Below are 22,544 nucleotides of genomic sequence, written 5' to 3'. Positions count from 1 at the left end.
GTTGATTACCCTTCAACCTGCTTCAACCGTCAAACGTTTGGACTTTCAGGCAAAAAAGATTCCTGTGCCTGTTCCTCAACATCCAACATTGGTGTCTGGATGACAAAGGGGAGACAGGCTCCCATTAAGCCTCGCTTAATTCGTTCTGGCGTCTCTGGAAATACAACAAACAAAGGATATAGCTTGTCAGCACCCTCGCTAAAAATGTGTTGATGGCGAAGCGGCATCAACCACTCATATTCTTTGTCCAGCCACACTTGGGTCTGTCGCCAGCGACTCAACAAGTCGGAGAAGTCTTCTTGGGGACGGTGGATGAAGACAAAAATCTCCACCCCCATTTTGATTTTCCATTCGGGGTCACACATTAAAATTGCTACATCACAGGGCAAGCGAATGGCTTCCCCTCTAGATGTGACAACGCTAGCGCTTTCTGCTTTAGATAAGGCATGGCGAATCCGCACCACCGGCAAAGGAATGACGATCGCGCTCTCCTCAGACCGGCGCATACTAGGAATCATCTCCAGATAAGGTCGGTGCTGCTTGAGCAATGCGATCGCTCCCGACAGGTCACTGTACTCTGCCAAGCTAGCTTCGTAATAGGATTGCTTAACAAACATATTTTGATTTTAAATTTTCAATCTTAGATTGGAGATTAGGTCATCGTTAAGTACCATAAGCCCTCCATCCCAAATCTCATTCCCAGATAAATCTGGGAATGAGAAAAATCCAAAACCTGAAATTGATTAGCCTAGCTCGTCAAACACCTTAAACATGGGGAGATACATCGAAAGCAAAATCACCGCGACCATCCCCGCTAACACTACCATCATGATGGGTTCGAGAACGCTGGTGAGTGCTTTCACCGCTTGCTCAACCTCATCTTCATAGAAATCTGCCACTTTCATCATCATGGCATCTAACTGACCTGTCTCTTCCCCAATACTAATCATTTGAATTGCCAGGATTGGGAAAACTTGCTCTTTTTGCAAAGCTAAGCTCATCATCCCACCTTGTTGAATGTCTTGCTTGGCTGCCTCCACTGCGTTGGCAATTACTTGGTTCCCCGCCGTATCTCTCACAATATCCATGCAAGTGAGAATGGGCACTCCAGAACGAGTCAAGGTTCCAAAAATGCGGCAAAAACGAGCAACACATGATTTCTCATTCAAGTCACCCAATAGCGGCATTTTCAAGAAAAAGCGATCCATTGTCACACGACCAACCGGCGTCTTGTAATACTGCCTGTAAACAAAAGAGGCAAAGATAACACTAATGATAGGGATGATGACCTTCCAACTTCTGAGGATGTCGCTGAGCCACAGCATGAACAAGGTTAGCGCAGGCAATTCTGTCCCCAAATCTTGGAAAATGCCAGCAAAGATCGGGATCAAAAACACCGTCATACAAATAAAGACAATGATTGCCAAGATGCCCACTGCCACGGGGTATGCCATTGCTCCTTTGACTTGGTTTTGCAGGCGTGCCATATCCTCTAGGACTTTGGCTAATCGGTTGAGTACCTCATCGAGGACACCACCGACCTCTCCAGCTTGCACCATACTGACGTAGAGATTATCGAAACACTCCGGATGTTTACGCATCGCATCCGAGAGATTCACACCTTGTTGAACCTCAGAGCTAATTTCCACAAGCGCTTTTTTGAGCTTGGGATTGGTACATTGCTCGGAAAGCACACCCAAGCATCGAACAATCGCCACACCCGCATTGACCATCGCAGCAAATTGACGAGAAAAGACGGCTTTGTCCTTGACTGTAACCTTCGCTAAAGAAGTTTGAATGTCTTGTAGGTTTAATTTGCTCAGGTCAAAGCTTTGAGTTTCTTTGATATTTGCAACAGAAACCCATTTTTCGCGCAGGGCGTCGCGGGCACTGCCCAGGGAGTCGGCAACTATTTTGTCTTTCTTAGCGGCTCCTTTAGAGTCCCGAACATCAGCAATATAGGTAGGCATACCTCACCTCTAAGTGAAAGAAGAATGGCTTTTTAAAGGAAAATTTGTGTAATGGGAAGGTGTCTTCCGGGGAGGTTTTTGACAATTTCTGCTGAGGGCTGCCAGGTAGTCCAGACCGAAGATATTTCGGTCTGGACTACCTGGCATCATACAAGCTTAGTGCAATAGGTTTTACACCGCCTCGAACCTACCGAGCGCCAGCTTTTGCCCCCGTCGCGGGCGATGTCCCCAGGATACGCTGTAATTCTTCAGGCTTAGATGATTTGCCCATTGCCGCCTCAAAGGAGATGGCACCAGCTTTGACATAGCCAGCTAGAGCCTGTTCCATCGTCTGCATTCCCAATTTTGCTCCAGTCTGGATAGCAGAGTAAATTTGAGCAGATTTTCCTTCTCGAATCAAGTTAGCGATCGCTGGCGTTACCAGCATGATTTCCTGCGCCATTACCCGACCATATTCACCGGGTTTCGGATTATGTTTGGGCACTAAGCATTGGCTGAAGACTGCCAATAACGAACCAGACAACTGAGCGCGGATTTGGGGCTGTTGCTCTGGAGGAAATACGTCCAAGATCCGGTCGATAGTACCTGCTGCTGAGCTGGTGTGCAGGGTACCGAACACCAAGTGACCTGTTTCAGCCGCTGACACCGCCAGACCAATGGTTTCTAGGTCGCGCATTTCCCCTACCAGGATAATATCCGGGTCTTCCCGGAGCGCGGCTCTCAGCGCATTCGCAAAGCTCTTAGTATCTTCGCCTTTTTGACGCTGGTGAAACAAGCTCTTGATGTTCGGGTAAACATATTCAATCGGGTCTTCCACCGTTAGAATGTGTTCTGCCCGCGTCCGGTTGATCAAGTCGAGCATCGCAGCCAGGGTGGTGGTTTTCCCAGAACCCGTTTGCCCCGTCACCAACACCATTCCTCTCGGTCTGTGAGTCAATTCCCGCACGACATCTGGTAAACCCAACTGATCGAAGTTCGGAATTTTAGAAGACAACGCTCTTAAGCACGCCGCATAGTAGCCCCGCTCTTTGTACACATTGACGCGGAAGCGAGCCAATCCCTTAACCCCATAAGAGCAGTCAAGTTCCCAGTTTTGCTCTAATTCCTTACGCTGCGTGTTGTTCAGCATACTGAAGATGAGTTTCTGACACTCTTGGGGAGGAAGCGGTTCGTCACCGATGGGATTGAGTTTCCCACTGATGCGGAAGTAAACCGGCGCTCCTGCCTGGATGTGCATATCTGAGCCGCCCATTTCAATGAGTTGCTCCATCAAGTCTTCAATCATTAATTCCATGAGGCTGTCTCCTGGGGTGATTCTTGATTTCTCAGTTGCTAATTTTCCGTGACTAAGGACGTAGCTTGGGTGATTGCCATTCGCCATTAGCGATTGACGATTGAAATTTATTCGGAAAAGCGAGGCGTCATGCAGTAAGGACAATCTAGCCACTCTGGTTTTAACTCAGCAGTGCAAGTGACACATTCTAGACCGCTCTTACGCTTGGCTTTGAGTTCTGCCTCAAGACCAGAATCTGTAAATGTCACCCGTTCTACTTCTTCGAGAGTGGTATAACCTTGGCGTACCAGGTCTAAGCTGTAGGCCAGCAATGTCTTCATCCCTTCTTCCACGGCTGCTTCTTTAATGCGCTCGGTGGGGGCACCTTGGCTGATTAAATTTTGCAAGCGTTCGGTCACGCGCATAACTTCATAAACACCCACACGTCCCTTATAGCCAATGCCATTACATTTTTGGCACAGAGCATTTCTGCTTTTGGCTTCCTTCGCTTCATCGGGTTGTAAAGTATTGGCTTTGTAGAAGGTAATATCCCCGTCTCCAGAAGCTGATAAACCAAATCGACCGAGTTCTTGTGAAGTGGGTGAATAGGAAAGGCGACACTCGCTACAAACACGCCGCATCAAGCGTTGCGCTAGAACCCCAATCAGGGAACCCGATACCATGAATGGCTCGATGCCCATTTCGTCTAAGCGGGCGATCGCACCGGCGGCATCGTTGGTGTGCAGGGTTGTCAGCACCAAGTGTCCGGTTAGTGCTGCTTCAATTGCGGTTTTCGCCGTTTCTTTGTCCCGCGTTTCACCCACCAGAATTACATCCGGATCTTGGCGCATGAAGGCTCGTAAGATCGAGGAAAAATCCATTCCCTTCTCTCGAATTACCTGTACCTGAGTAATCCCAGGCAAGGCATACTCAATCGGGTCTTCTGCGGTACTGATATTAATTCCCGGATCGTTCCGTTCTGCCAGAACCGAGTACAAGGTGGTAGATTTACCAGACCCAGTTGGCCCGGTTACTAAAATCAAGCCGAAGGGACGGCTTGCCATTTCTCTGACAATTTCTAGCGATTCTGAATCGGAAATTAACTTATCCAAACCTAGCTGGGTGGAAGAGTTATCGAGAATTCGCAAGACCACCTTTTCGCCGTAGCGGCTGGGTAAGGTATTCACCCGAAAGTCAACCTTACGCCCTTCAAACACCCGCCGGATACGACCATCCTGGGGCATCCGTCGCTCGGCAATGTCTAGCTCAGCCATGATTTTGAAGCGAGCTGTGACGGCTGGGATGATTTTTTTCGGGAACGGCTCGAAGGCTTGTTGTAGCACCCCATCTTTCCGGAAGCGAATGCGTAAGAATTCTTCTTGGGGTTCAATGTGAATGTCTGAAACCTGCTCTTGCAGACCCTTGAGGAGGATTCTGTTAACCAAGTTGATGACGGGAGCGCCCTGTGCATCCTCTACATTCAGGTCATCTTCAATTTCAGGAGGTGCATCGCCTAAGTCGTTCAAATTATCCAGAACGTCTGAGACATCCACAGACTTTTGGATTCGCGCTACTTCCTCTTTCCTGGTTTGCTCATCCTTGTATTGGTTAATTAGATTCAAACAGTCTTCCAGAGTGATCACCATTCGCTGCAAGGCGATGCCCTGGGGTCGTAAGATGCGGTTGAGATCGTCCTGAGCCGCTAAATTATCTGGATCGACCATTGCCACCAGTACCGAGGGGGGCTGGGTGTCATTTTTCGTTAAAGGTACCAGTTTATAGCGACTACAGATATCGATCGGAATCAGGGTTTCAATCAAAGACCCAATCTGAGAAGTGGGAATTTGGCTGATTTCCGGATCTAGAGATTCAACTCCGTAAAGAATTTTGAGTTCAAAAAGCTGTTGTTTTTTATACTGACGTAGCAAATCTGGGGGAAGCGATCGCCCAGTAATCGTTTCTAGAACCTCGGTTAAGGGTCTACCAGACTTGCGGCTTTCTACCATAGCCTGCCGCATTTGGTCGGTGTCAACATAGCCTGCCTGAATCAGCTGGTTGCCGAAGGGCGAAAACTCATTGCGGACAGCAAGGGCGCGATTTCGTGGTGAGGATTGAGTCATAGATCCGTGAGAATACCTCTTTACAAATTGTTCCCAAAACCATGAAGGAAAATTGCTATCGTCAGCCCAAAACTAAATTTTTACGATCTAGATCGCGACTTAGGCTTGCGCCCCCGCAGTATCACCAGACCGTTTCATCACTTATGCTGAGCCGTTGCGGCGATTTTAAAGGCAAAATTGACGCGATAAGCCAATTTGCTCCTCACTAGCCGCAAGCAGTAATATCCGTACAACGATGCTGTAAGTTTTAAGATTTAAGACCTGCCGGAGCCTTGGAAGACTCGGACACGACTTGGTTAATGACAAGGAGCCTGTAAAGCTGAACGTGGTAGGGAACATTCACGATAATAGCCTTAACCAAGTCTTAGGCGTAGGATTGTCTTAATTTATTTTGCGATTCATACATCGTCTACTGTCTAGATTCTGATGTCTGGCACGCCCACTCGCTCAATGGCTATCCTGAAATTCGTGAAGATGACGTTACAATCGGAAAGTAGGCAATTGCTTCTATAAAGAAAATTCTGTGCAAATGCCAGCAGATGGCATAGCTTGGCACAATGTAGGGTTGGCGTGTTGATACGGTTTTCCCACCCAAGCCTTGTCAGAAAGTCAAGCCAAAAGCTTTAAAGAGTATTGGCAGGATGCCTGGGCACACTATGATTCTAGAAAGGGGAAAGTTTTGTGGCAATGCGCCGGTTCCCTCCATCCCTAACTCAGGGAGTGGTGAGACACCAACCTGATACAGAAGGGAAGGTGGTAGTGGCGACATCGACAGGACTACCCATTAAAATGAGCGCGAGCAGTCTCTTAGCTGGGATAATAGCCCAATGAACGAGGAAGAAAATCAGCAAGACAATACTTCACCTCCAATGGTTGATAACCAGGCGGTGGCACAGGAAATGGGGAATGAACCATTATCTGAAACGGGAACCTTGAATGGAGAACCATTAGGGGAGGCGTCAGTGTATGGCACAAGCCAAACATCTGATGCGATATCAGATGCCAGTGCAACCTCCGGAGCCAGCGGAGACGAAAGTAACGCAGAAGCAGCCAGCAACGCAGCGGCTGTAGAAGCATTGACGCGGGAAGTGGAGGCTTTAAAAGCGCAAGTGGAAGAGCGCACGCAACAGTGTGACTCTTTCAAAACTCAGTACATGAGGATAGCCGCAGATTTTGAAAATTTCCGTAAGCGGACTCTCAAAGAGAAGGAAGACTCGGAGGTGCAGATCAAGTGCACCACCATTACTGAGTTACTGCCCGTAGTGGATAATTTTGAGCGGGCGCGATCGCAGATCAAGCCGCAAACTGATGGAGAATGGAGCATCCACAAAAGCTACCAGAGTGTCTACAAACAGCTGGCAGACGCTCTCAAGCGCATCGGAGTATCTCCCATGCGTCCGGAGGGTCAAGATTTCGATCCCAATCTCCACGAAGCCGTGATGCGGGAACCAACGAATGAATATCCAGAAGGAGCCGTGATCGAACAGCTGGTGCGCGGCTATTTCTTGGGCGATCGCGTCTTGCGCCACGCCCTAGTCAAAGTTGCTGCTGGTATGGAGCCCGTGGTAACCTCAGAGGAAGGTCATCCGCTTTCTGGCGAAAGTTAATGGAGTTTGATGCACTGCATCGACGGTTGAAGGCGTCAGAAATTACAATCAAATTGATGGAAATCTGGTGCCGGGTCCGAACCATTTCGGACAAGCAATTCGACGGCTACTTAACAAATCCTGTAAACCTTTACTACAGCTAGCTATGGGAAAAGTCATTGGCATCGACTTGGGCACGACCAATAGTTGCGTGGCTGTTTTAGAGGGGGGTCAACCCATCGTCATCTCTAACACAGAAGGAGGGAGAACGACCCCAAGTATCGTGGGATTTGGCAAGGGCGGCGATCGCCTAGTTGGTCAGCTAGCGAAACGGCAAGCTGTCACCAATGCCGAAAATACGGTATACAGCATTAAACGCTTTATCGGTCGCCGCTGGGATGACACCGAAGTAGAGCGATCGCGCGTGCCCTACACCTGTATCAAAGGTCGCGATGATACCGTCGATGTCCAAATTCGGGGACGCAACTACACCCCCCAAGAAATCTCAGCGATGATCCTGCAAAAGCTAAAGCAGGATGCAGAAAACTTTCTTGGCGAACAGGTAGACCAGGCAGTCATCACCGTACCTGCTTACTTCACAGACGCCCAAAGGCAGGCAACAAAAGATGCCGGTACCATTGCCGGACTGGAAGTTTTACGGATTATCAACGAACCCACGGCAGCTGCTCTTGCCTACGGCTTGGATAAACAAGATGAAGAGCAGTGCATTCTGGTGTTTGACTTAGGGGGCGGTACCTTCGACGTTTCCGTACTCCAATTGGGTGACGGCGTTTTTGAAGTCAAAGCTACCTCTGGAAACAACCATCTAGGCGGAGATGACTTTGACAACAGCATTGTCCGCTGGATGATCGAAAACTTCAAACAGCAAGATTCCATCGACCTGGGAACCGACAAAATGGCTCTCCAGCGGTTGCGAGAGGCAGCAGAGAAAGCCAAAATCGAACTTTCCAGCATGGGCAGCACCTCCATCAATTTGCCATTCATCACCGCCGATGAAACCGGGCCAAAACATTTAGAGATGGAACTTTCCCGCGCCCAGTTTGAAGAACTCGTCAACCATTTGGTGGAAGGTACCATTGAGCCTGTAGCTCAGGCGATCAAAGACAGCGGTTTGACAGCTAATGAGATTGACCGGATCATCTTGGTGGGAGGTTCAACTCGAATTCCTGCGGTTCAAGATGCGATTAAGAAGTTTTTTGGCGGCAAAGCACCCGATCGGTCGATCAACCCGGATGAAGCAGTGGCGCTGGGAGCAGCGATCCAAGGAGGCGTCTTAAGCGGCGAAGTCGAGGATCTGCTGCTATTGGATGTTGCCCCCCTAAGCTTGGGCATTGAAACCTTGGGAGAAGTGTTTACAAAAATTATTGAGCGCAACACCACAATTCCCACGACGAAATCCCAAGTTTTTTCCACCGCCACCGACGGACAAACCAGCGTGGAAATTCACGTCTTACAGGGTGAGCGGGCGATGGCGAAAGATAACAAAAGTCTTGGCAAATTCCTCCTAGCAGGAATTCCCCCCGCTCCCAGAGGCATCCCTCAAATTGAAGTGTCCTTTGAAATTGGCGTTGATGGAATTCTCAAAGTATTGGCTCAAGACAAAGGCACTGGGAGAGAGCAGAGTATCCGGATTAGCAATACCGGCGGCTTGAGTGCCAGCGAAGTCGAACGGATGCGGCACGAAGCTGAAACCTATGCCGAAGAAGACCAGCGTCGGATGCAAGTAGTGGAGCTGAAAAATCAGGCTGATAGCCTGTTCTACAGCTATGAATCGACGTTAAATGATAACGGGGATCTAGTTGCAGAGGATATCAAAACGCAGGCAAATAAGAAGGCTACAGCGGTGCGATCGGCGCTGGCTAACCCCTCAATTAGTGTTGAGGAGATCAAACAACAGATTGACGATTTTCAGCAGACACTGTTTGCGATTGGTGCTGCCGTGTACCAGCAAGCCAGCGGACGCGAGACACCGGATGATTACGAAAGCTTGGAAAGTGGCATATCCCCAGAGTTTCGTGAAGCGCCTGACTCCACACCCGATGACGATGACTTTAGATTTGATGACGATAATACCGTTCAGGCTGACTACGAGCCAGTTGACTAAATCAATTAAAAATAAAAAAGGAAAAATGAAAAATTGAAGGATATCTAAAGTTTTCATTTTTCCGTTCTCCTAACCCTTAACCCCTAAAGAAGCAGCGTTCTATGGCCCGCGACTACTATGAAATTCTCGGGGTCTCCCGTGACTCAGACAAAGAGGAAATTAAGCGTGCCTATCGCCGTCTGGCCCGGAAATATCACCCGGATGTCAATAAAGAGCCAGGGGCGGAAGAACGCTTTAAAGAAATTAATCGAGCATACGAAGTCCTTTCGGAACCAGAAACCCGGACTCGCTACGATCGCTATGGAGAAGCCGGAGTCGCTTCTGGTGTCGGAGCTGGCCCAGACTTAGGCGATATTGGTAACTTTGCCGATATTTTTGAAAGCTTCTTCAGTGGGTTTGGGGGTACCGGGGGTCAAACGGCTGCTCGCAGACGTAGCGGTCCCGTTCGCGGCGACGACCTGCGGTTAGATTTAAAGCTGGAATTTCGGGAAGCCGTCTTTGGGGGCGAAAAAGAAATCCGGATTCCCCATCTAGAAACCTGTGCTACCTGTAGCGGTGCAGGTGCCAAGCCAGGAACGCGACCGCGAGCCTGTCCGACTTGCAGTGGTTCCGGTCAAGTGCGTCGTGCGACACGGACTCCCTTTGGTAGCTTTACCCAAGTCTCTGTCTGTCCCACCTGTAACGGTGAAGGGCAGGTAATTGAGGACAAGTGTGAAACTTGCGGAGGCGTCGGTCGCAAACAGGAGACGAAAAAGCTTAAAATTACAATCCCTCCAGGGGTAGATAATGGAACCCGGCTGCGCGTTTCTAAAGAAGGAGACGCTGGTCTGCGCGGTGGGCCTCCGGGAGATTTGTACGTCTATTTGTTTGTTGAGGAAGACGCAGAGTTTCATCGGGATGGGATTAACGTCCTGTCAGAGATTAAGATTAGCTACTTGCAGGCGATCTTAGGATGCCGTCTGGAAGTGAATACAGTAGATGGGCCGGTAGAGTTAACAATTCCGGCGGGAACGCAACCGAATACGGTGCTGACGCTAGAAAATCATGGCGTACCCAAACTAGGGAACCCAGTCAGCCGGGGAGATCACCTGATTAATGTAGGAATAGATATTCCCAATCGGATTACGGCTGAAGAACGGGAACTGCTGGAGAAGCTGGCTAAAATCAAAGGCGATCGCACTGGGAAAGGCGGTTTAGAAGGATTTTTAGGAGGGTTGTTCAAGTGATCGACAATCCAGCGACTGCAACGGATGTGCCGGACGCTCAGCTGGACTTGCGGGGGACGCCTTGCCCGATTAACTTCGTTCGCACTAAACTCCGCCTGGAACAAATGGCACCCGGCACCTTATTAGAAGTGTGGCTAGATCCGGGTGAGCCAATTGAGCAGGTTCCTGATAGTTTAGCGATGGCGGGCTACACAATTGAAGAGACGCGATTCATTGCGTCTGAAGACCGCACAGGCTTTTTTGCCCTGAGGGTGCGGCGTCCAGCTTCCCTATGAGTTCTGTACCACCTCCGTCGCTACCGCCGACAGGAGAGGAGAGGGAGGAGAAATTTCCAGATCCGGTTGATCGGTTGGAAGAATCTTCGCCGTTAATTGGGACGGTGGTGGCTGTGCAGGCGAATTTCTATCAAGTGCGACTAGACCTCAGTAGTCCGGAGTTGGAAGCTGACACCCCGCCGATAACTCCCTTTCTCCTGTGTACTCGTCGGGCAAGGCTGAAAAAAATAGGTCAGAAGGTGATGGTAGGCGATCGCGTTCTAATTGAGGAAGCTGACTGGGCAGGTGGACGGGGAGCAATCGCCGAAGTTTTACCCCGCACAAGCGAACTAGATCGTCCTCCAGTGGCAAATGCTCAGCAAATTCTTCTCGTTTTTGCCCTAGAAGAACCTACGTTGGATGCCTATCAATTGAGTCGTTTTCTGGTAAAAGGAGAGTCTACTGGCTTAGAAGTCTGCCTTTGCTTAAATAAAAGCGATTTAGTGACAACTGACCAACTCAACCAATGGCGCGATCGCTTGCAAGGATGGGGCTACCAACCGATATTTATCAGCGTCCACACAGGTCGAGGTCTAGAAGAATTCCAGCATCAACTAAATCATAAAATTACTATTTTTGCGGGTCTTTCTGGCGTCGGGAAATCGAGCATCGTAAACTATCTTATTCCCAGCGTCAATCTGCGCGTCGGAGAAGTTTCCGGCAAACTCAGCCGAGGGCGTCATACGACGCGACACGTTGAATTGTTTGAATTACCGACAGGCGGATTCATTGCAGATACCCCTGGATTCAACCAACCAGACTTGGATGCGACTCCGGAAGAGTTAGTGCATTATTTCCCAGAAGCACGCCAGCGCTTAGCGGTTGCCCGATGTCAATTTAGTGATTGCCTGCATCGGGATGAGCCGAATTGTGCGGTGCGAGGGGATTGGGAACGTTACGAGCATTATCTAGATTTTCTGAAAGATGCGATCGCTCTTTCTACTCATCTGAACCAACAAGCCGATCCCGACGCCACCCTGAAAATGAAAACCAAGGGTAAAGGGCACAGTCAATACGAACCCAGGTTAGAAGCCAAAAAATACCGTCGTCCTTCCCGTCGGACTCAACAGCAGGCACTTGACCAAGTGTATCAAGACACGGATTTTTTAGAAAAGATGGAAGATGAATAAAAAAGAGGGTTAGATTTATGCAGCAAATCGATCTCGCTGCGGCATCTCAACCTCTGCCCAAATTAATTGAGGTGGCACTTCGTGGTGAAGAAGTCACGATCTCGAAAGACAAGCATCCTGTTGTCAAATTAGTGCCAGTCTCGCCCCTGAAGCGTCCTCCTCAGTTTGGGAGCGTACAAATCCTCCATCGACGGACATCGCATGTCCAATTACAAACGAAGTCGCATCCGAATCAAGCCAAAGAACCGCTTCGGGGATTTCGTCAGGCTTACTCGTTGTCACGTCGCTCTCCAGAGTTGAGCTTCCACGGAAGGTGGTCGCAAACGGGCGCTCGATCCGACGACCGCTCTCGCCCCAGAAAGACAAATCGAGGGACAAGGTGACGAATCCCTGCTCAGCCAGCTTTTGGGCATACAGATTTGCGCTCTGTTCTTTGACTGCGCCCATTGGGTGCCCGACTATGATTGCCGGATTCCTGGCGTTCTGATTCAAGGCTTTGGGGATGAAGAGAGTCCCAGCAACCTGCATGTTGTATTGGTTTTTGAATGTAACCTTCTGCACCGTCACCTTGTCGCTCCTATAGAAGTTGTCCGCCCCCTCGACCACAGGGGACTGCTACACGGGTGCTTGGGGGCTATTACGCCAGACGTGTGTTTTGTCGAGTGCAAATGCCGCCGTTGCGCCGATTGCACTCATCAAGAGGGTTGGTATTAGAACGCGGTGTTTCATTGATTTGTTCGTATGTGTGGGTTTATCTAGCGGGTTAGCTTCGGTTCGACGCGCCTGCCTTCAGCGGGGCTATGTCGATGACGAAGCGATAGCGCGCGTCCTTGTTCACCAAGCGCTCGTAAGCGCGTTTGCATTGGTACTCCTGCGAAGTTTCACCTCGGTTATTCAGATTTCAGAGAAGCCATATCAATTACAAAGCGATATTTCACATCGGACTTGAGCAGTCGCTCGTAGGCTTCGTTGACCTTCTGGATGGGGATGACTTCAACATCGGCGGTGATATTGTGTTCACCGCAAAAGTCGAGCATCTCTTGGGTTTCGGCGATGCCGCCGATCATAGAGCCAGAAAGACTGCGGCGACTCATAATCAGACTAAATGCCGCGACATCTAGAGGCTTTTCAGGCGCACCAACCAGGGTGATGTTACCGTCGAGGTCCAGCAGGTTGAGATAAGCATTAATGTCGTGCTTGGCAGCGACGGTATCGAGGATAAAATCGAAGCTACCAGCGTGCTTTTGCATCTCGTCAGCATTGCGGGAAACAACAACTTCATCGGCACCCAGGCGGAGCGCGTCTTCTTTCTTGTCGGGGGACGTGGTAAAGACAACAACGTGCGCTCCCATTGCATGAGCAAGCTTCACGCCCATGTGCCCCAATCCGCCCAGACCGACCACACCTACTTTCTTACCCTCTGTAACTCCCCAATGACGGAGTGGCGAATACGTGGTAATGCCTGCACACAGGAGCGGTGCAACTCCAGCTAGATCGAGGTTTGGGGGAACGCGCAGCACGAAGCGTTGATCGACAACAATGCTATTGGAATAGCCACCATAGGTAACTGGAGCGGTCTTGTGCTTGTCTGGAGAGTTGTAGGTGAAGATCGCATTTTGGCAAAACTGCTCAAAGCCAGCCTTGCAATTGGGACAGTGACCATCCGAATCGACCATGCAGCCAACTCCTACTAGATCGCCCGACTTGAACTTGGTCACTGCTGAACCGACTTGAGTGACCCGTCCGACGATCTCATGACCGGGAACGATCGGGTAGGTTGTGGACATGAAATCGCTCCACTCGTCCCGCACTGAATGGAGGTCGGAGTGGCAGATGCCGCAGAAGAGAATTTCAATCTGAACGTCGTGCTCAGTAGGATCGCGCCGTGCGATTGTGTCGGAGGCCAGCGGTGATGTTGCACTGACTGCGGAGTAAGCTTTGGCGTTGTACATAAATTGATGCTCCAATCTGGAAGATAAGCTGGTTTACTTCTACTCGGTCTTGAATCTGTCCCGGTATTGTTCGTCGCTGACCTTTTCCATCCAGTCTAAGGGCTTGCCGTCGAGTACCTTCTGAGTAGCGATATGAGTCATCGCCGTTGGCGGTGAAGGAGACGATGGCGACAATGCTTTGTTGTCGTGCGTTTAGGGTTCGATCTGGTTGGCGACGCACATCACTAAACCGTTTGACCGCCATCGACGACCAGGGCGTGCCCAACAGCGAAGGAGGACGCATCCGAACACAGCCAGATGACAGCGTTGGCGATCTCTTCGGGCTGGCCCATCCTGCCAATTGGTTCCTGCGAGATCACTCGTTCTCGTCCTTCGGGAGTGCCGCCGCTGAAGCGATCCATCATCGGGGTGTCGATGATTCCGGGACACACAGCGTTGATGCGAATGTTTTGTGAGGCGTAGTCGAGTGCCGCCGCCTTGGTCAGTCCGACCACGCCGTGCTTTGCAGCCACGTAAGCCGCTTGACCTTTGAAGCCTTTGACTCCAGCACCTGAAGAGGTATTCACGATCGCGCCGCTTCCTTGCTTAAGCATCAACAGGATTTCGTGCTTCAGGCACAGGAACACGCCGCGCAGGTTGATGTTGACGATGCGGTCCCAATCTGCCTCATCCAGTTCCGCAGTCGCCGCTATCTTCTGTTCCACACCAGCGTTATTAAAGGCAAAGTCCAGTCGCCCGAAAATCTCAATGGTCTTGTCCAGAGCCGCCTTCACGTCCTCGGCTCGCGTCACGTCGCACCTGATGGCGATTGCCTTCGGCAGCAGCGAAGCTCCCGCCCGCCCGTCGAGTTCCTCAATTATGCGGACTGTTTCTTGATTGCCTTGTTCTGAAATGTCAGCGACCACCACGTTAATGCCCTCACGGGCAAATGCCAGCGCTGTCGCTCGACCGATGCCGTTCGCTGCTCCGGTGACAAAAGCCACCTTATCTGTGAAGTTTCCATTCGAGTTGAGTAGCATATATTCTCCTGCCAGTTTCTCGCTTACCGACTGAGGTGCTGATTGAAAAAGGACGCAAGCTTGTCCCACGGGATAAGGTTCACCCGGTCGTACAAATCGACGTGTCCCGCGTTCGGAACGATATAGAGATCCTTTGGCTCGGCTGCGCGTTTATAGGCATCTTCGCTGAACTCCTTAGAATGGGCATTGTCACCCGTGATGAACAGCATGGGACGAGGCGAAATCGTCTCAATGTCATCGAACGGGTAAAAGTTCATGAATTTGACGTTGCTGGTAAGTGTCGGATGCGTTGTCAGTTTCGGCGACGAACTTTTGGGGGTGTATTCGCCTCTGGGAGTGCGGTAGAAGTCATAGAACTCACGCTCAATGGCGCTGGAGTTCTCATTTAGTTCATGCACAGTCCCGCTTGTGTATTTGGTCTCGCCGCCCGTGAACTCCGCATAGCGTTGCTCAGCCGCCTCTGCGATCCATTTCTTCCTTTGTTCCAGGGTCGTAGAATGCTTAAGCCCGTTGCGAGCGGCAGCACCCATGTCATACATACTGACCGTCGCAATAGCCTTCATGCGCGGGTCGAGCTTGGCGGCGCTGATGACGAAGCTCCCGCTGCCGCAAATCCCGAGAACGCCAATCCGATCCCTGTCAACGAATGGTCGAGTGCCCAGAAAATCGACCGCAGCACTGAAATCCTCGGCATAAATATCCGGTGAAACAACGTTGCGAGGCTGCCCCTCACTCTCGCCCCAGAAAGACAAATCGAGGGACAAGGTGACAAATCCCTGCTCAGCCAGCTTTTGGGCATACAGATTTGCGCTCTGTTCTTTGACTGCGCCCATTGGGTGCCCGACAATGATTGCCGGATTCCTGGCGTTCTGATTCAAGGCTTTGGGGATGAAGAGAGTCCCAGCAACCTGCATGTTGTATTGGTTTTTGAATGTAACCTTCTGCACCGTCACCTTGTCGCTCCTATAGAAGTTGTCCGCCCCCTCGACCACAGGGGACTGCTGCGCGAGTGCTTGGGGGCTATTACGCCAGACGTGTGTTTTGTCGAGCGCAAATGCCGCCGTTGCACAGATTGCACTCATCAAGAGGGTTGGTATTAGAACGCGGTGTTTCATTGATTTGTTCGTATGTGTGGGTTTATTTAGCGGGTTCACTTTGGCTCAATAGTCGTCGCAAGCAGTTTCATTTCGTACCCTCTTTACTGCGATCGCAACTCAATCGTCGCTTCTACAGAACCAGGCACATTCAATGCCTCGATGTCACCGTCAATTTTTCCGAGGATAATGAGTCCGTTTGAGTATCCAAAATCGTTGTAATACATCGCCAAATTCCCCCAGGGAGCGTAATAAGCAATATCTCCAACCGCAGGATCGCTGCCCGGAGGTGCATCTTCTGTGGATAATCGTCTTGGCAAATCACTAATTTTTTCGGTGTTTGCGTAATCTTTTAGCGCCAGTGTTAATGGCAGCAGGGAAATAAAATCCTGAGTGGTTTTGCTGTCAATCAACATGGCTGGTACAACCTTGTTTCCGATCTGGATGTTGATCTTCATCCTGTTTGTCTGCTCGGTTGATAGTTCAGTTGGTATCTCTGACGGGGCATTGCTGGTCATACTATTGTCGGCACGGCAGGCTGAGGAACTCAGGGACATCGCCAGGGCGAGAAGCAAAATCAGCATTCGCTTCTGACCGTTTTTTACTTTGGTGGGAAGCCATCTCGAAAGCATCAGGATCTCCCTTCGTACTGTTCGTCGCTGACCTGTTCCATCCAGTTCACAGGGGTGCCGTCAAGTTGTTCTTGAATCGCAGTATGGGTCATGGCTGTAGTTGCTGTGGCTCCGTGCCAGTGTTTTACGTTCGGTGGAATCCAGACAACATCACCGGGTCTAATCTCCTGAATTTGACCGCCCCATTGCTGAACCCAGCCAACTCCAGCCGTCACAATCAGGGTTTGCCCCAGGGGATGGGTATGCCATGCGGTTCGGGCACCTGGCTTGAAGGTGACACTTGCACCAGATGCACGGGATGGATCGTGTACCGGAAAAAGAGGATTGATACTCACAGAACCCGTGAAATATTCGGCTGCTCCTTCGGTGGAAGGCTGCGAACCATTCCGCGTGATTTCTACGCTCTGTGGGCGATCGCCAGATGAGACTTGCGTATGCCCTGCCTGCGCGAACCCCAAAGCCAATAAGGAAAATGCCATGACAGGTATCGTGAGCCGTTTCATTTCTGTTCCTCCAATTTGTGCTTTGTCATGCAAAGCTTTCCCACAGCGACCAATGCCTGCCGTGGATTTGATGATGCTTCTCGTGCGATCGCCAGAAGCGATTGACCAATCAAACCTGAGTTTTCTTTTGAATAAAAATCCAGACGCTTACAAGCAGCCGGAATCACATTTCATTGCTTTAACCTCATTCTAGGAATCCTGAAAGGCAAGCAATAGGACGATCGTCTAGGATCGTTGTACAATCCTGCAAACCTACAGCCATTTCTATTCAAGCCACGCTAGATTCTTATACAGGCTTAGCTGCCAACCCCTTTCTAGACCTTGATGTGTCTATAAATCGATTTGAACGGACATCAGAAATGAACGCTGCAAGAACGAGTGAAAAGTCCGATAGAGCGTTGATGAATAACCCTCAGGCAAAGCGTGAAGCAGACCGAGCGCAAGCCAACCGAGAGGAACTAAGGGAGCGAATTGCCCAAGCGATTCGTCAAGATGGAGCGATCGAGCTGCTGAAAGGATTGCACTTCTATCGCACCTCGTCTCCTTCGGAATGCTTTCATAGTGTCTCTATTCCTGCCTTTTGTGCGATCGCTCAGGGCAGTAAAGAAGTCCTTCTAGGCAGCGATCGCTATCAGTACGATCCGATGCACTATCTGCTGGGGACGGTCGAACTGCCGATTGCCAGCCAAATTCTAGAAGCAACTCAGGAAAAACCGTACCTGGGCCTTCGTCTCGATCTCGACCCTACCCTCGTTGGCTCAGCTATGGTTGAGGCAGGCTATCCCTCAGTGCAACGGGGTGCTAGTGTAAAAGCGATCGACGTGAGTCCGTTGGATGCAGACCTGTTGGATGCTGTGGTGCGGCTTGTCAGGCTTCTCGATTCTCCTGCCGAAACCCATGTGCTTGCACCCCTGATTAAACGGGAAATTATCTACCGACTCCTAATGGGAACGCAAGGAAATCGGCTGCGTCAGATTGCCGTTTTAGGTGGCTACACTCACCACATCGCTAGAGCTGTCGATCGACTTCGCAAAGACTTTAACCAGCCGCTTCGGATTGAAAGCATCGCACGCGATCTAGGAATGAGTGTCTCAGGCTTCCACCATCACTTCAAGTCGGTCACTGCTATGAGTCCCTTGCAGTTTCAGAAGCAACTGCGGCTTCAAGAGGCTCGCCGTCTGATGCTGGGGCAAAACCTTGACGCTAACAGTGCTGCCTACCATGTGGGTTATGATGACGCCTCGCACTTCAACCGGGAATACAAGCGGCTCTTTGGTGCACCACCGATGCGTGATGTGGAGCGGCTGCGAGAAGCTGCCAGGGAGACTGCTGGTTCAATATGACTCTTCAAGACTCCTAATCTTGCCAGAAGTCGCTAAAAAGTTTCTACGGGATAGATGTTCTAATTCGTTATAGGGCATTTTAACTCCCTCTTGCCGTCCTTCTTCCTAAGGTTTTCCCGATTCTCCTTTACCTTGACTCTAACTGGCACATTGCTTTCCTATTCATGCAGGAGGTCTAAGGATGACACCCTACAGACAATGTTCCGGTACGCGCCCACTGAGAAATGAAGTAGGCTAACTATCATTTCGTTAGACTGATACAATTTGTTTAACTCCTTTAATTCGGGCAATTATCGCTCTTTTGTTGCTCGCGTTAGAGTAAAAGTTAAAACTCTTGCATCAATGGCGTTTGACCAATTTAGTATTAGCGTCGGGCTGACCAGTTGCGTCTATCTACTTTGGCACCGCCTAATATATCCACGCTTCCAATAATGGTGTTGTCAGAAATGCGCCCATTAAACTGCATGGTTACTAGCTTCCCTTGCTTCGGCTGTGTAACTTTAAAGCTAAGTTGGTTGCCGGTTAATTTCGCCTCAGTAATTGGTATTTCGTCATTGCTCATTCTCACCGTTCCCGTAACTTCTTGGAACTGTTGACGTAATTGCAGCGTGTAGGGGTTTTTGCTGCCAACGGATTGCATATTCCATTGCCAGGTTCCTGTTACCTGTGCGGGAATCACCCAATAGAAAACTCTATGAATGCGAGAACCGACCCGCAACACTTCAGTGCGATCGGGTTTCCATTCCTTCATGTCGAACTGGTGAGATACAACGGGCGTTCCGGGTTTGAGTTCGCGCAGGAGTTTCGGTCGCAGTTGGACGTTCACTTTAGGCAGCAGGTAAAGCGTCACCACGGTGGCCTCGCTGAGGTCAGTTTGGAACAAATCTTGCTCGACAAACTTCACGCGATCGCTCACACTGGCTAATCTAGCTTTTTCGTTACTTTCCTGAATGAGTCGGGGGTTAATCTCGAAACCGACACCCTTCGCGCCAAATTCCTTCGCGGCTGCGATAACCAACCTTCCATCGCCAGAACCTAAATCGTAAACGACATCATCTTGAGTAACGTCAGCCATCTTTAGCATTGCTGTCACCACCTCGTTAGGCGTTGGCACATAGGGCACATCAGTCTGCGATCGCACCCCCTCCGGCAAGGGTGGAGGTTGAGCTTGGGAGACGGATAGCGATCGCCCTTCCTGCCAGATGAAGAGGCTGCTAACACCCGCACACAACACCAAAAAGCCAAGGATTCGCTTCAAACGCATAGCAACTGATGACCTTTGTGAATGTGACGCTTCTCCTTATCTTGCCAGAAGCGATCGCTTGTGAACACTTGGATTTAGAGAGAGCGATCGCTGATTATCACCCGTCTTTTGCAAATCTTACAAACCGCTATAAATTACTTTTGGCTACAAGTTGAAAGTCTCGACGCGAGATAAGACATTTCCACAATTAAAAATGAAGAATCCACGTCGCCCCTAAGAGAAATTAAGCGATCGCATCCAAGGAAGATGTCCTGCTGGTGCATCCAAGCTGAAGGTAAGTTCATCATATTCGCACCAACCTTGTTCAAACCATCCCAAGCGATCGCCAAAACTTTGCCAAGTTTTATCGCCAGCGTGCAGCTTACCACCGACACTCTGCCAGATACTCTTTTGTACGCTATAACCAAAATGCCCGTTGCTGTATCTTAACCATAGTTTTTCGATAGTACAAAAGTCTGGATAGGGAATCTTTTTAATCGCTTCTATATCTAGCCAACCTTCTTTTTCGATTGGTTATTTTAAGTACAAAAGCCGCAGTTTCTTTATCAGCTTCTTTCCATTTCCATCTGCTAGTCAATCTTGCAGTCTGCTGTAGTCCATTCCTACTGCTGAAATTAATTTCAACGCCCCAAACCATCGATTGCAATGTTGAAACGCTTGGGTTCATTTTGGCACAGTACCAAGAAATGTCCCCACAGCGCGATCGCTCACTTAAACTTTATTGAATGTTACGCCGCTTATTCTTGCACCACTTCCAACAAATCTTCAATCAATACATCAAACGTTCGCGCTAACTTTCTTAAAGCAGCTAAGTCCGCCATCACCATTCCCGGCGACACTGCATAAGTTTTGATGGTGCTGTAGGAGACTCCGGAACGTTCGGAAACCTCCTTCAGCGTCCAGCCTTCCTTGGCGGCAAACTCCCTAATCCGCAACTTTATTAACTCTGTTCTTGACATAGAGTTTAAATTTCGACTAAAATATTTTATCCAGTAAAAAGCGATCGCCCTTTGGCGTCGGAAACTGAAGAGCGATCGCTAATTCCACAAAAACTCCATGATATTGGAGTTAATTCTTATGATATCAAGCTCACAGCCTGAAGCAAGGGTTGTTCATCAATTGGCTCGGTTTGTGACGAAAGAAGCGATCGCGCTTTTGCTTAACCTCAACCCCGAACAGATATATCGGATCGATTGCTGGCAATATGTCATCCACGTTGTTGGCAAAGGCGTGAGTACGTTTGTCAGCTATGCGGATCTGCCACCCGTTTTAGGCGCAAAGACACCCACTACCAAAGATTTCCTCAGATGGCGCAAGCGTTGGAGAAAGCATCAATATAAAGCCCCCGGCTTTTGGGTGAAATTTTACGAGCAGAAACTAAACACAGCCCCTTCCTTAGCAGAAATGTATAGATGGGGGGAATTGCTGAGCGTCATTAAATCTGTGCTGTCAGAGGCTCAATTGCAGCGGTTGCGGAGTCTCTACGCCCAGAAAAAACAAGCAATGGAAAATTTTCAAATTCAACTTGTTTAAGAATTAATTTCCAGAAATCTTGCGAACCAGCTGCTTCAAAACAAAGCGATCGCTCTTGAGTTGATCCGCTTACAAATCGGGACGCGCCAGCAGCGACTCGCCAACCGTTACAAAACAACCCCAAACACCCCCCGAACCCCCGACTCGCCACCCAGGAAGATGTCCGGGGAGAGCATCGGAAGTGAAATTGAGGTCATTCCACCACAACCAAGTTTCGTTGACGCGCCAACCCACGCGATCGCCAAACGTGACAAAATCTTTCCCACACTCGTTGTAAATCCGCTTCTGGACGCTCAAGCCAAAGCGTCCGTTGCTGTAGTTTACCCAGAGAGTGTCGATGGTGCGTAAATCTTGCCCTGGAAACGATTCAATGTGTTCGTAATCCAGCCATTCTTCGTCCCGACGGGCTACCTTCAGCATAATCGCCGCCGTTTCCATATCGGCTTCTCTCCACTTCCCTGCTGCTAATAAATCCCGCAATTGACGGTAATTTTCCCCCACCTCCGGACTCAGCTTATTGTGGGAAGCGTCTGAAGAGACAAACATTGTCGTGGGAAGCGTAGTGTCAGACGTAGTAATGACTGATTCAACGTTTCGGATGGGTAACGTCGCCGCATCTTGATTCAGACTGCTGAAATTAAATAAATCCAACCAAGCTTGCACTGAAGCAGGACGATTCTCTGGTTCAAACTCCATTCCCAGGAGAATTGCCAGCTCAACGCGATCGCTAATACTAGAATTAATTTGTCTCGGTGCCTCTAAGGGAACTTTCGCCGCCCTGGCAAAAGCCGGAGTCGGGCGCTTTCCCGTGAGTAAATAATACAGAGTTGCAGCGAGGGCGTAGACATCCGTATACTCGCCTCGCCTCGCTTCCTCAGCATATTGCTCAATCGGTGCAAAACCGTGGGTTAAAGCTTGAGTATGAGCTTGGGTAGTATCCCGGATAAACTCCCGTGCAATCCCAAAATCAATCAAAACTGCCTCTAATTTCCCAGAACGCAGCATGATGTTGTGCGGCTTTACATCCCGATGCAGCAACCCTTTATCGTGAACGACGGTAAGCGCTTCACCAATCTGCTGAATGTAGCGTAGTGCTTCTGTTTCCGACAGCAGTCCCCACCTGTTCACCCACTTCCATAAATCTTCCCCTTCCACATATTCCATCGCCATACAGGGAAGCGAGCCTTCCTGAAAAGCATTGTCAATCTGTACGATATGCGGGTGACGACATAAGGCTAAGCGTAGCGCCTCATCTCGGAAATCCCGCTGAAATTTATCCCGGAAAGAAGCGAGTTCTGGGTTGTTGAGGACATCGTCCTTCAGCGTCTTGATGACAACTTGATTGCCTTTTCTGTCTTTAGCAAGATAGGTAATCCCAACACCACCCTGACCCAGGGGTCTTTCGATGATATAGCGATCGCCGTATAACCTCTGCCCAGCTGCCCAAGCCATAGCTTACG

23 protein-coding genes and 1 pseudogene are annotated in these 22,544 nt (G+C 49.8%); 9 read left to right on the top strand and 15 right to left on the bottom strand.

The features are described 5' to 3' along the window. Positions 1 to 29: 29 nt before the first annotated feature. The 4 genes from NDI44_RS23515 to NDI44_RS23500 all read right to left on the bottom strand — a co-directional run bounded on the left by NDI44_RS23515 (position 30) and on the right by NDI44_RS23500 (position 5,363). Entirely contained in the window at positions 30 to 617 is a 588-nt protein-coding gene (locus NDI44_RS23515) for a hypothetical protein (RefSeq protein WP_190413830.1), read from the bottom strand. 126 nt (positions 618 to 743) lie between these two features. Next, positions 744 to 1,970 (bottom strand): type II secretion system F family protein, encoded by a 1,227-nt coding sequence (locus NDI44_RS23510; protein WP_190413829.1) that lies wholly within the window; start codon positions 1,968 to 1,970, stop codon positions 744 to 746. A gap of 187 nt (positions 1,971 to 2,157) precedes the next feature. After that, the gene (locus tag NDI44_RS23505; protein WP_190413828.1) at positions 2,158 to 3,264 is read right to left on the bottom strand and encodes a type IV pilus twitching motility protein PilT; all 1,107 of its coding nucleotides are present in this window, start codon (positions 3,262 to 3,264) and stop codon (positions 2,158 to 2,160) included. A gap of 107 nt (positions 3,265 to 3,371) precedes the next feature. Continuing rightward, positions 3,372 to 5,363: a GspE/PulE family protein gene (locus tag NDI44_RS23500; RefSeq protein WP_190413827.1), complete on the bottom strand. Its 1,992-nt coding sequence runs from the start codon at positions 5,361 to 5,363 to the stop codon at positions 3,372 to 3,374. A gap of 827 nt (positions 5,364 to 6,190) precedes the next feature. On the opposite strand from NDI44_RS23500, the gene grpE reads away from it, so the two are divergent. From grpE to rsgA, 5 genes are all read left to right on the top strand, one after another. Further along, positions 6,191 to 6,970 (top strand): nucleotide exchange factor GrpE, encoded by a 780-nt coding sequence (gene grpE, locus NDI44_RS23495; protein ID WP_190413826.1) that lies wholly within the window; start codon positions 6,191 to 6,193, stop codon positions 6,968 to 6,970. Positions 6,971 to 7,115: 145 nt separating this feature from the next. Next, positions 7,116 to 9,074 (top strand): molecular chaperone DnaK, encoded by a 1,959-nt coding sequence (dnaK, locus tag NDI44_RS23490; protein WP_190413825.1) that lies wholly within the window; start codon positions 7,116 to 7,118, stop codon positions 9,072 to 9,074. A gap of 101 nt (positions 9,075 to 9,175) precedes the next feature. Then, positions 9,176 to 10,300 (top strand): molecular chaperone DnaJ, encoded by a 1,125-nt coding sequence (gene dnaJ / locus NDI44_RS23485; RefSeq protein ID WP_190413824.1) that lies wholly within the window; start codon positions 9,176 to 9,178, stop codon positions 10,298 to 10,300. Next, positions 10,300 to 10,575: a sulfurtransferase TusA family protein gene (locus tag NDI44_RS23480; protein WP_190413870.1), complete on the top strand. Its 276-nt coding sequence runs from the start codon at positions 10,300 to 10,302 to the stop codon at positions 10,573 to 10,575. Before dnaJ ends, NDI44_RS23480 begins: the two co-directional genes overlap by 1 nt. Continuing rightward, complete coding sequence (gene rsgA, locus NDI44_RS23475; protein ID WP_190413823.1) at positions 10,572 to 11,744, top strand: small ribosomal subunit biogenesis GTPase RsgA; 1,173 nt, start codon at positions 10,572 to 10,574, stop codon at positions 11,742 to 11,744. Before NDI44_RS23480 ends, rsgA begins: the two co-directional genes overlap by 4 nt. Before the next feature lie 345 nt (positions 11,745 to 12,089). Here the strand turns inward: rsgA and NDI44_RS23470 are convergent. The 7 genes and pseudogenes from NDI44_RS23470 to NDI44_RS23440 form a co-directional block, all read right to left on the bottom strand. Continuing rightward, positions 12,090 to 12,341 (bottom strand): annotated as a pseudogene (locus NDI44_RS23470) (alpha/beta hydrolase); the annotation flags it as partial. A 293-nt stretch (positions 12,342 to 12,634) separates the two neighbouring features. Continuing rightward, the gene (locus NDI44_RS23465; RefSeq protein WP_190413822.1) at positions 12,635 to 13,696 is read right to left on the bottom strand and encodes an NAD(P)-dependent alcohol dehydrogenase; all 1,062 of its coding nucleotides are present in this window, start codon (positions 13,694 to 13,696) and stop codon (positions 12,635 to 12,637) included. Next, on the bottom strand, positions 13,614 to 13,940 hold the full coding sequence (locus NDI44_RS23460; RefSeq protein ID WP_190413821.1) for a hypothetical protein: 327 nt from the start codon (positions 13,938 to 13,940) through the stop codon (positions 13,614 to 13,616). Before NDI44_RS23460 ends, NDI44_RS23465 begins: the two co-directional genes overlap by 83 nt. Then, positions 13,921 to 14,715, bottom strand: coding sequence for an SDR family oxidoreductase (locus tag NDI44_RS23455; protein WP_190413820.1), 795 nt, complete (start codon positions 14,713 to 14,715; stop codon positions 13,921 to 13,923). Before NDI44_RS23455 ends, NDI44_RS23460 begins: the two co-directional genes overlap by 20 nt. A gap of 23 nt (positions 14,716 to 14,738) precedes the next feature. Further along, entirely contained in the window at positions 14,739 to 15,830 is a 1,092-nt protein-coding gene (locus NDI44_RS23450; RefSeq protein ID WP_190413819.1) for an alpha/beta hydrolase, read from the bottom strand. Positions 15,831 to 15,913: 83 nt separating this feature from the next. Continuing rightward, positions 15,914 to 16,441, bottom strand: coding sequence for a cyclophilin-like fold protein (locus tag NDI44_RS23445; RefSeq protein WP_190413818.1), 528 nt, complete (start codon positions 16,439 to 16,441; stop codon positions 15,914 to 15,916). After that, positions 16,441 to 16,944 (bottom strand): cupin domain-containing protein, encoded by a 504-nt coding sequence (locus NDI44_RS23440; protein WP_190413817.1) that lies wholly within the window; start codon positions 16,942 to 16,944, stop codon positions 16,441 to 16,443. The genes NDI44_RS23445 and NDI44_RS23440 overlap by 1 nt, the downstream gene beginning before the upstream one ends. Positions 16,945 to 16,996: 52 nt before the next feature. On the opposite strand from NDI44_RS23440, the gene NDI44_RS23435 reads away from it, so the two are divergent. Together NDI44_RS23435 and NDI44_RS23430 are read left to right on the top strand one after the other, a co-directional pair. Further along, positions 16,997 to 17,137 (top strand): hypothetical protein, encoded by a 141-nt coding sequence (locus NDI44_RS23435; RefSeq protein WP_190413816.1) that lies wholly within the window; start codon positions 16,997 to 16,999, stop codon positions 17,135 to 17,137. 166 nt (positions 17,138 to 17,303) lie between these two features. Continuing rightward, positions 17,304 to 18,287 (top strand): AraC family transcriptional regulator, encoded by a 984-nt coding sequence (locus NDI44_RS23430; RefSeq protein WP_190413815.1) that lies wholly within the window; start codon positions 17,304 to 17,306, stop codon positions 18,285 to 18,287. A gap of 364 nt (positions 18,288 to 18,651) precedes the next feature. Here NDI44_RS23430 and NDI44_RS23425 read toward each other — a convergent pair whose 3' ends face one another. Next, on the bottom strand, positions 18,652 to 19,551 hold the full coding sequence (locus NDI44_RS23425) for a class I SAM-dependent methyltransferase (RefSeq protein ID WP_190413814.1): 900 nt from the start codon (positions 19,549 to 19,551) through the stop codon (positions 18,652 to 18,654). A gap of 8 nt (positions 19,552 to 19,559) precedes the next feature. Between NDI44_RS23425 and NDI44_RS23420 the strand changes: the two genes are divergently transcribed. Then, complete coding sequence (locus NDI44_RS23420) at positions 19,560 to 19,706, top strand: hypothetical protein (RefSeq protein WP_190413813.1); 147 nt, start codon at positions 19,560 to 19,562, stop codon at positions 19,704 to 19,706. Here the strand turns inward: NDI44_RS23420 and NDI44_RS23415 are convergent. Then, the gene (locus NDI44_RS23415; protein ID WP_348235322.1) at positions 19,686 to 19,919 is read right to left on the bottom strand and encodes a hypothetical protein; all 234 of its coding nucleotides are present in this window, start codon (positions 19,917 to 19,919) and stop codon (positions 19,686 to 19,688) included. The two genes, NDI44_RS23420 and NDI44_RS23415, sit on opposite strands and share 21 nt — an antisense overlap. Positions 19,920 to 20,288: 369 nt before the next feature. Beyond that, positions 20,289 to 20,510: a helix-turn-helix transcriptional regulator gene (locus tag NDI44_RS23410; RefSeq protein ID WP_190413812.1), complete on the bottom strand. Its 222-nt coding sequence runs from the start codon at positions 20,508 to 20,510 to the stop codon at positions 20,289 to 20,291. Between the two features lie 118 nt (positions 20,511 to 20,628). Between NDI44_RS23410 and NDI44_RS23405 the strand changes: the two genes are divergently transcribed. Next, complete coding sequence (locus NDI44_RS23405) at positions 20,629 to 21,084, top strand: hypothetical protein (protein ID WP_190413811.1); 456 nt, start codon at positions 20,629 to 20,631, stop codon at positions 21,082 to 21,084. Between the two features lie 69 nt (positions 21,085 to 21,153). Here NDI44_RS23405 and NDI44_RS23400 read toward each other — a convergent pair whose 3' ends face one another. After that, the gene (locus tag NDI44_RS23400; RefSeq protein ID WP_190413810.1) at positions 21,154 to 22,536 is read right to left on the bottom strand and encodes a serine/threonine-protein kinase; all 1,383 of its coding nucleotides are present in this window, start codon (positions 22,534 to 22,536) and stop codon (positions 21,154 to 21,156) included. Positions 22,537 to 22,544: the final 8 nt, after the last annotated feature.

This window comes from Trichocoleus sp. DQ-A3 (genome assembly GCF_039961975.1).
In the GTDB taxonomy this organism is placed as follows: Bacteria; Cyanobacteriota; Cyanobacteriia; order Cyanobacteriales; family FACHB-T130; genus FACHB-T130.
This window is presented reverse-complemented; position numbering and strand designations above follow the sequence as displayed.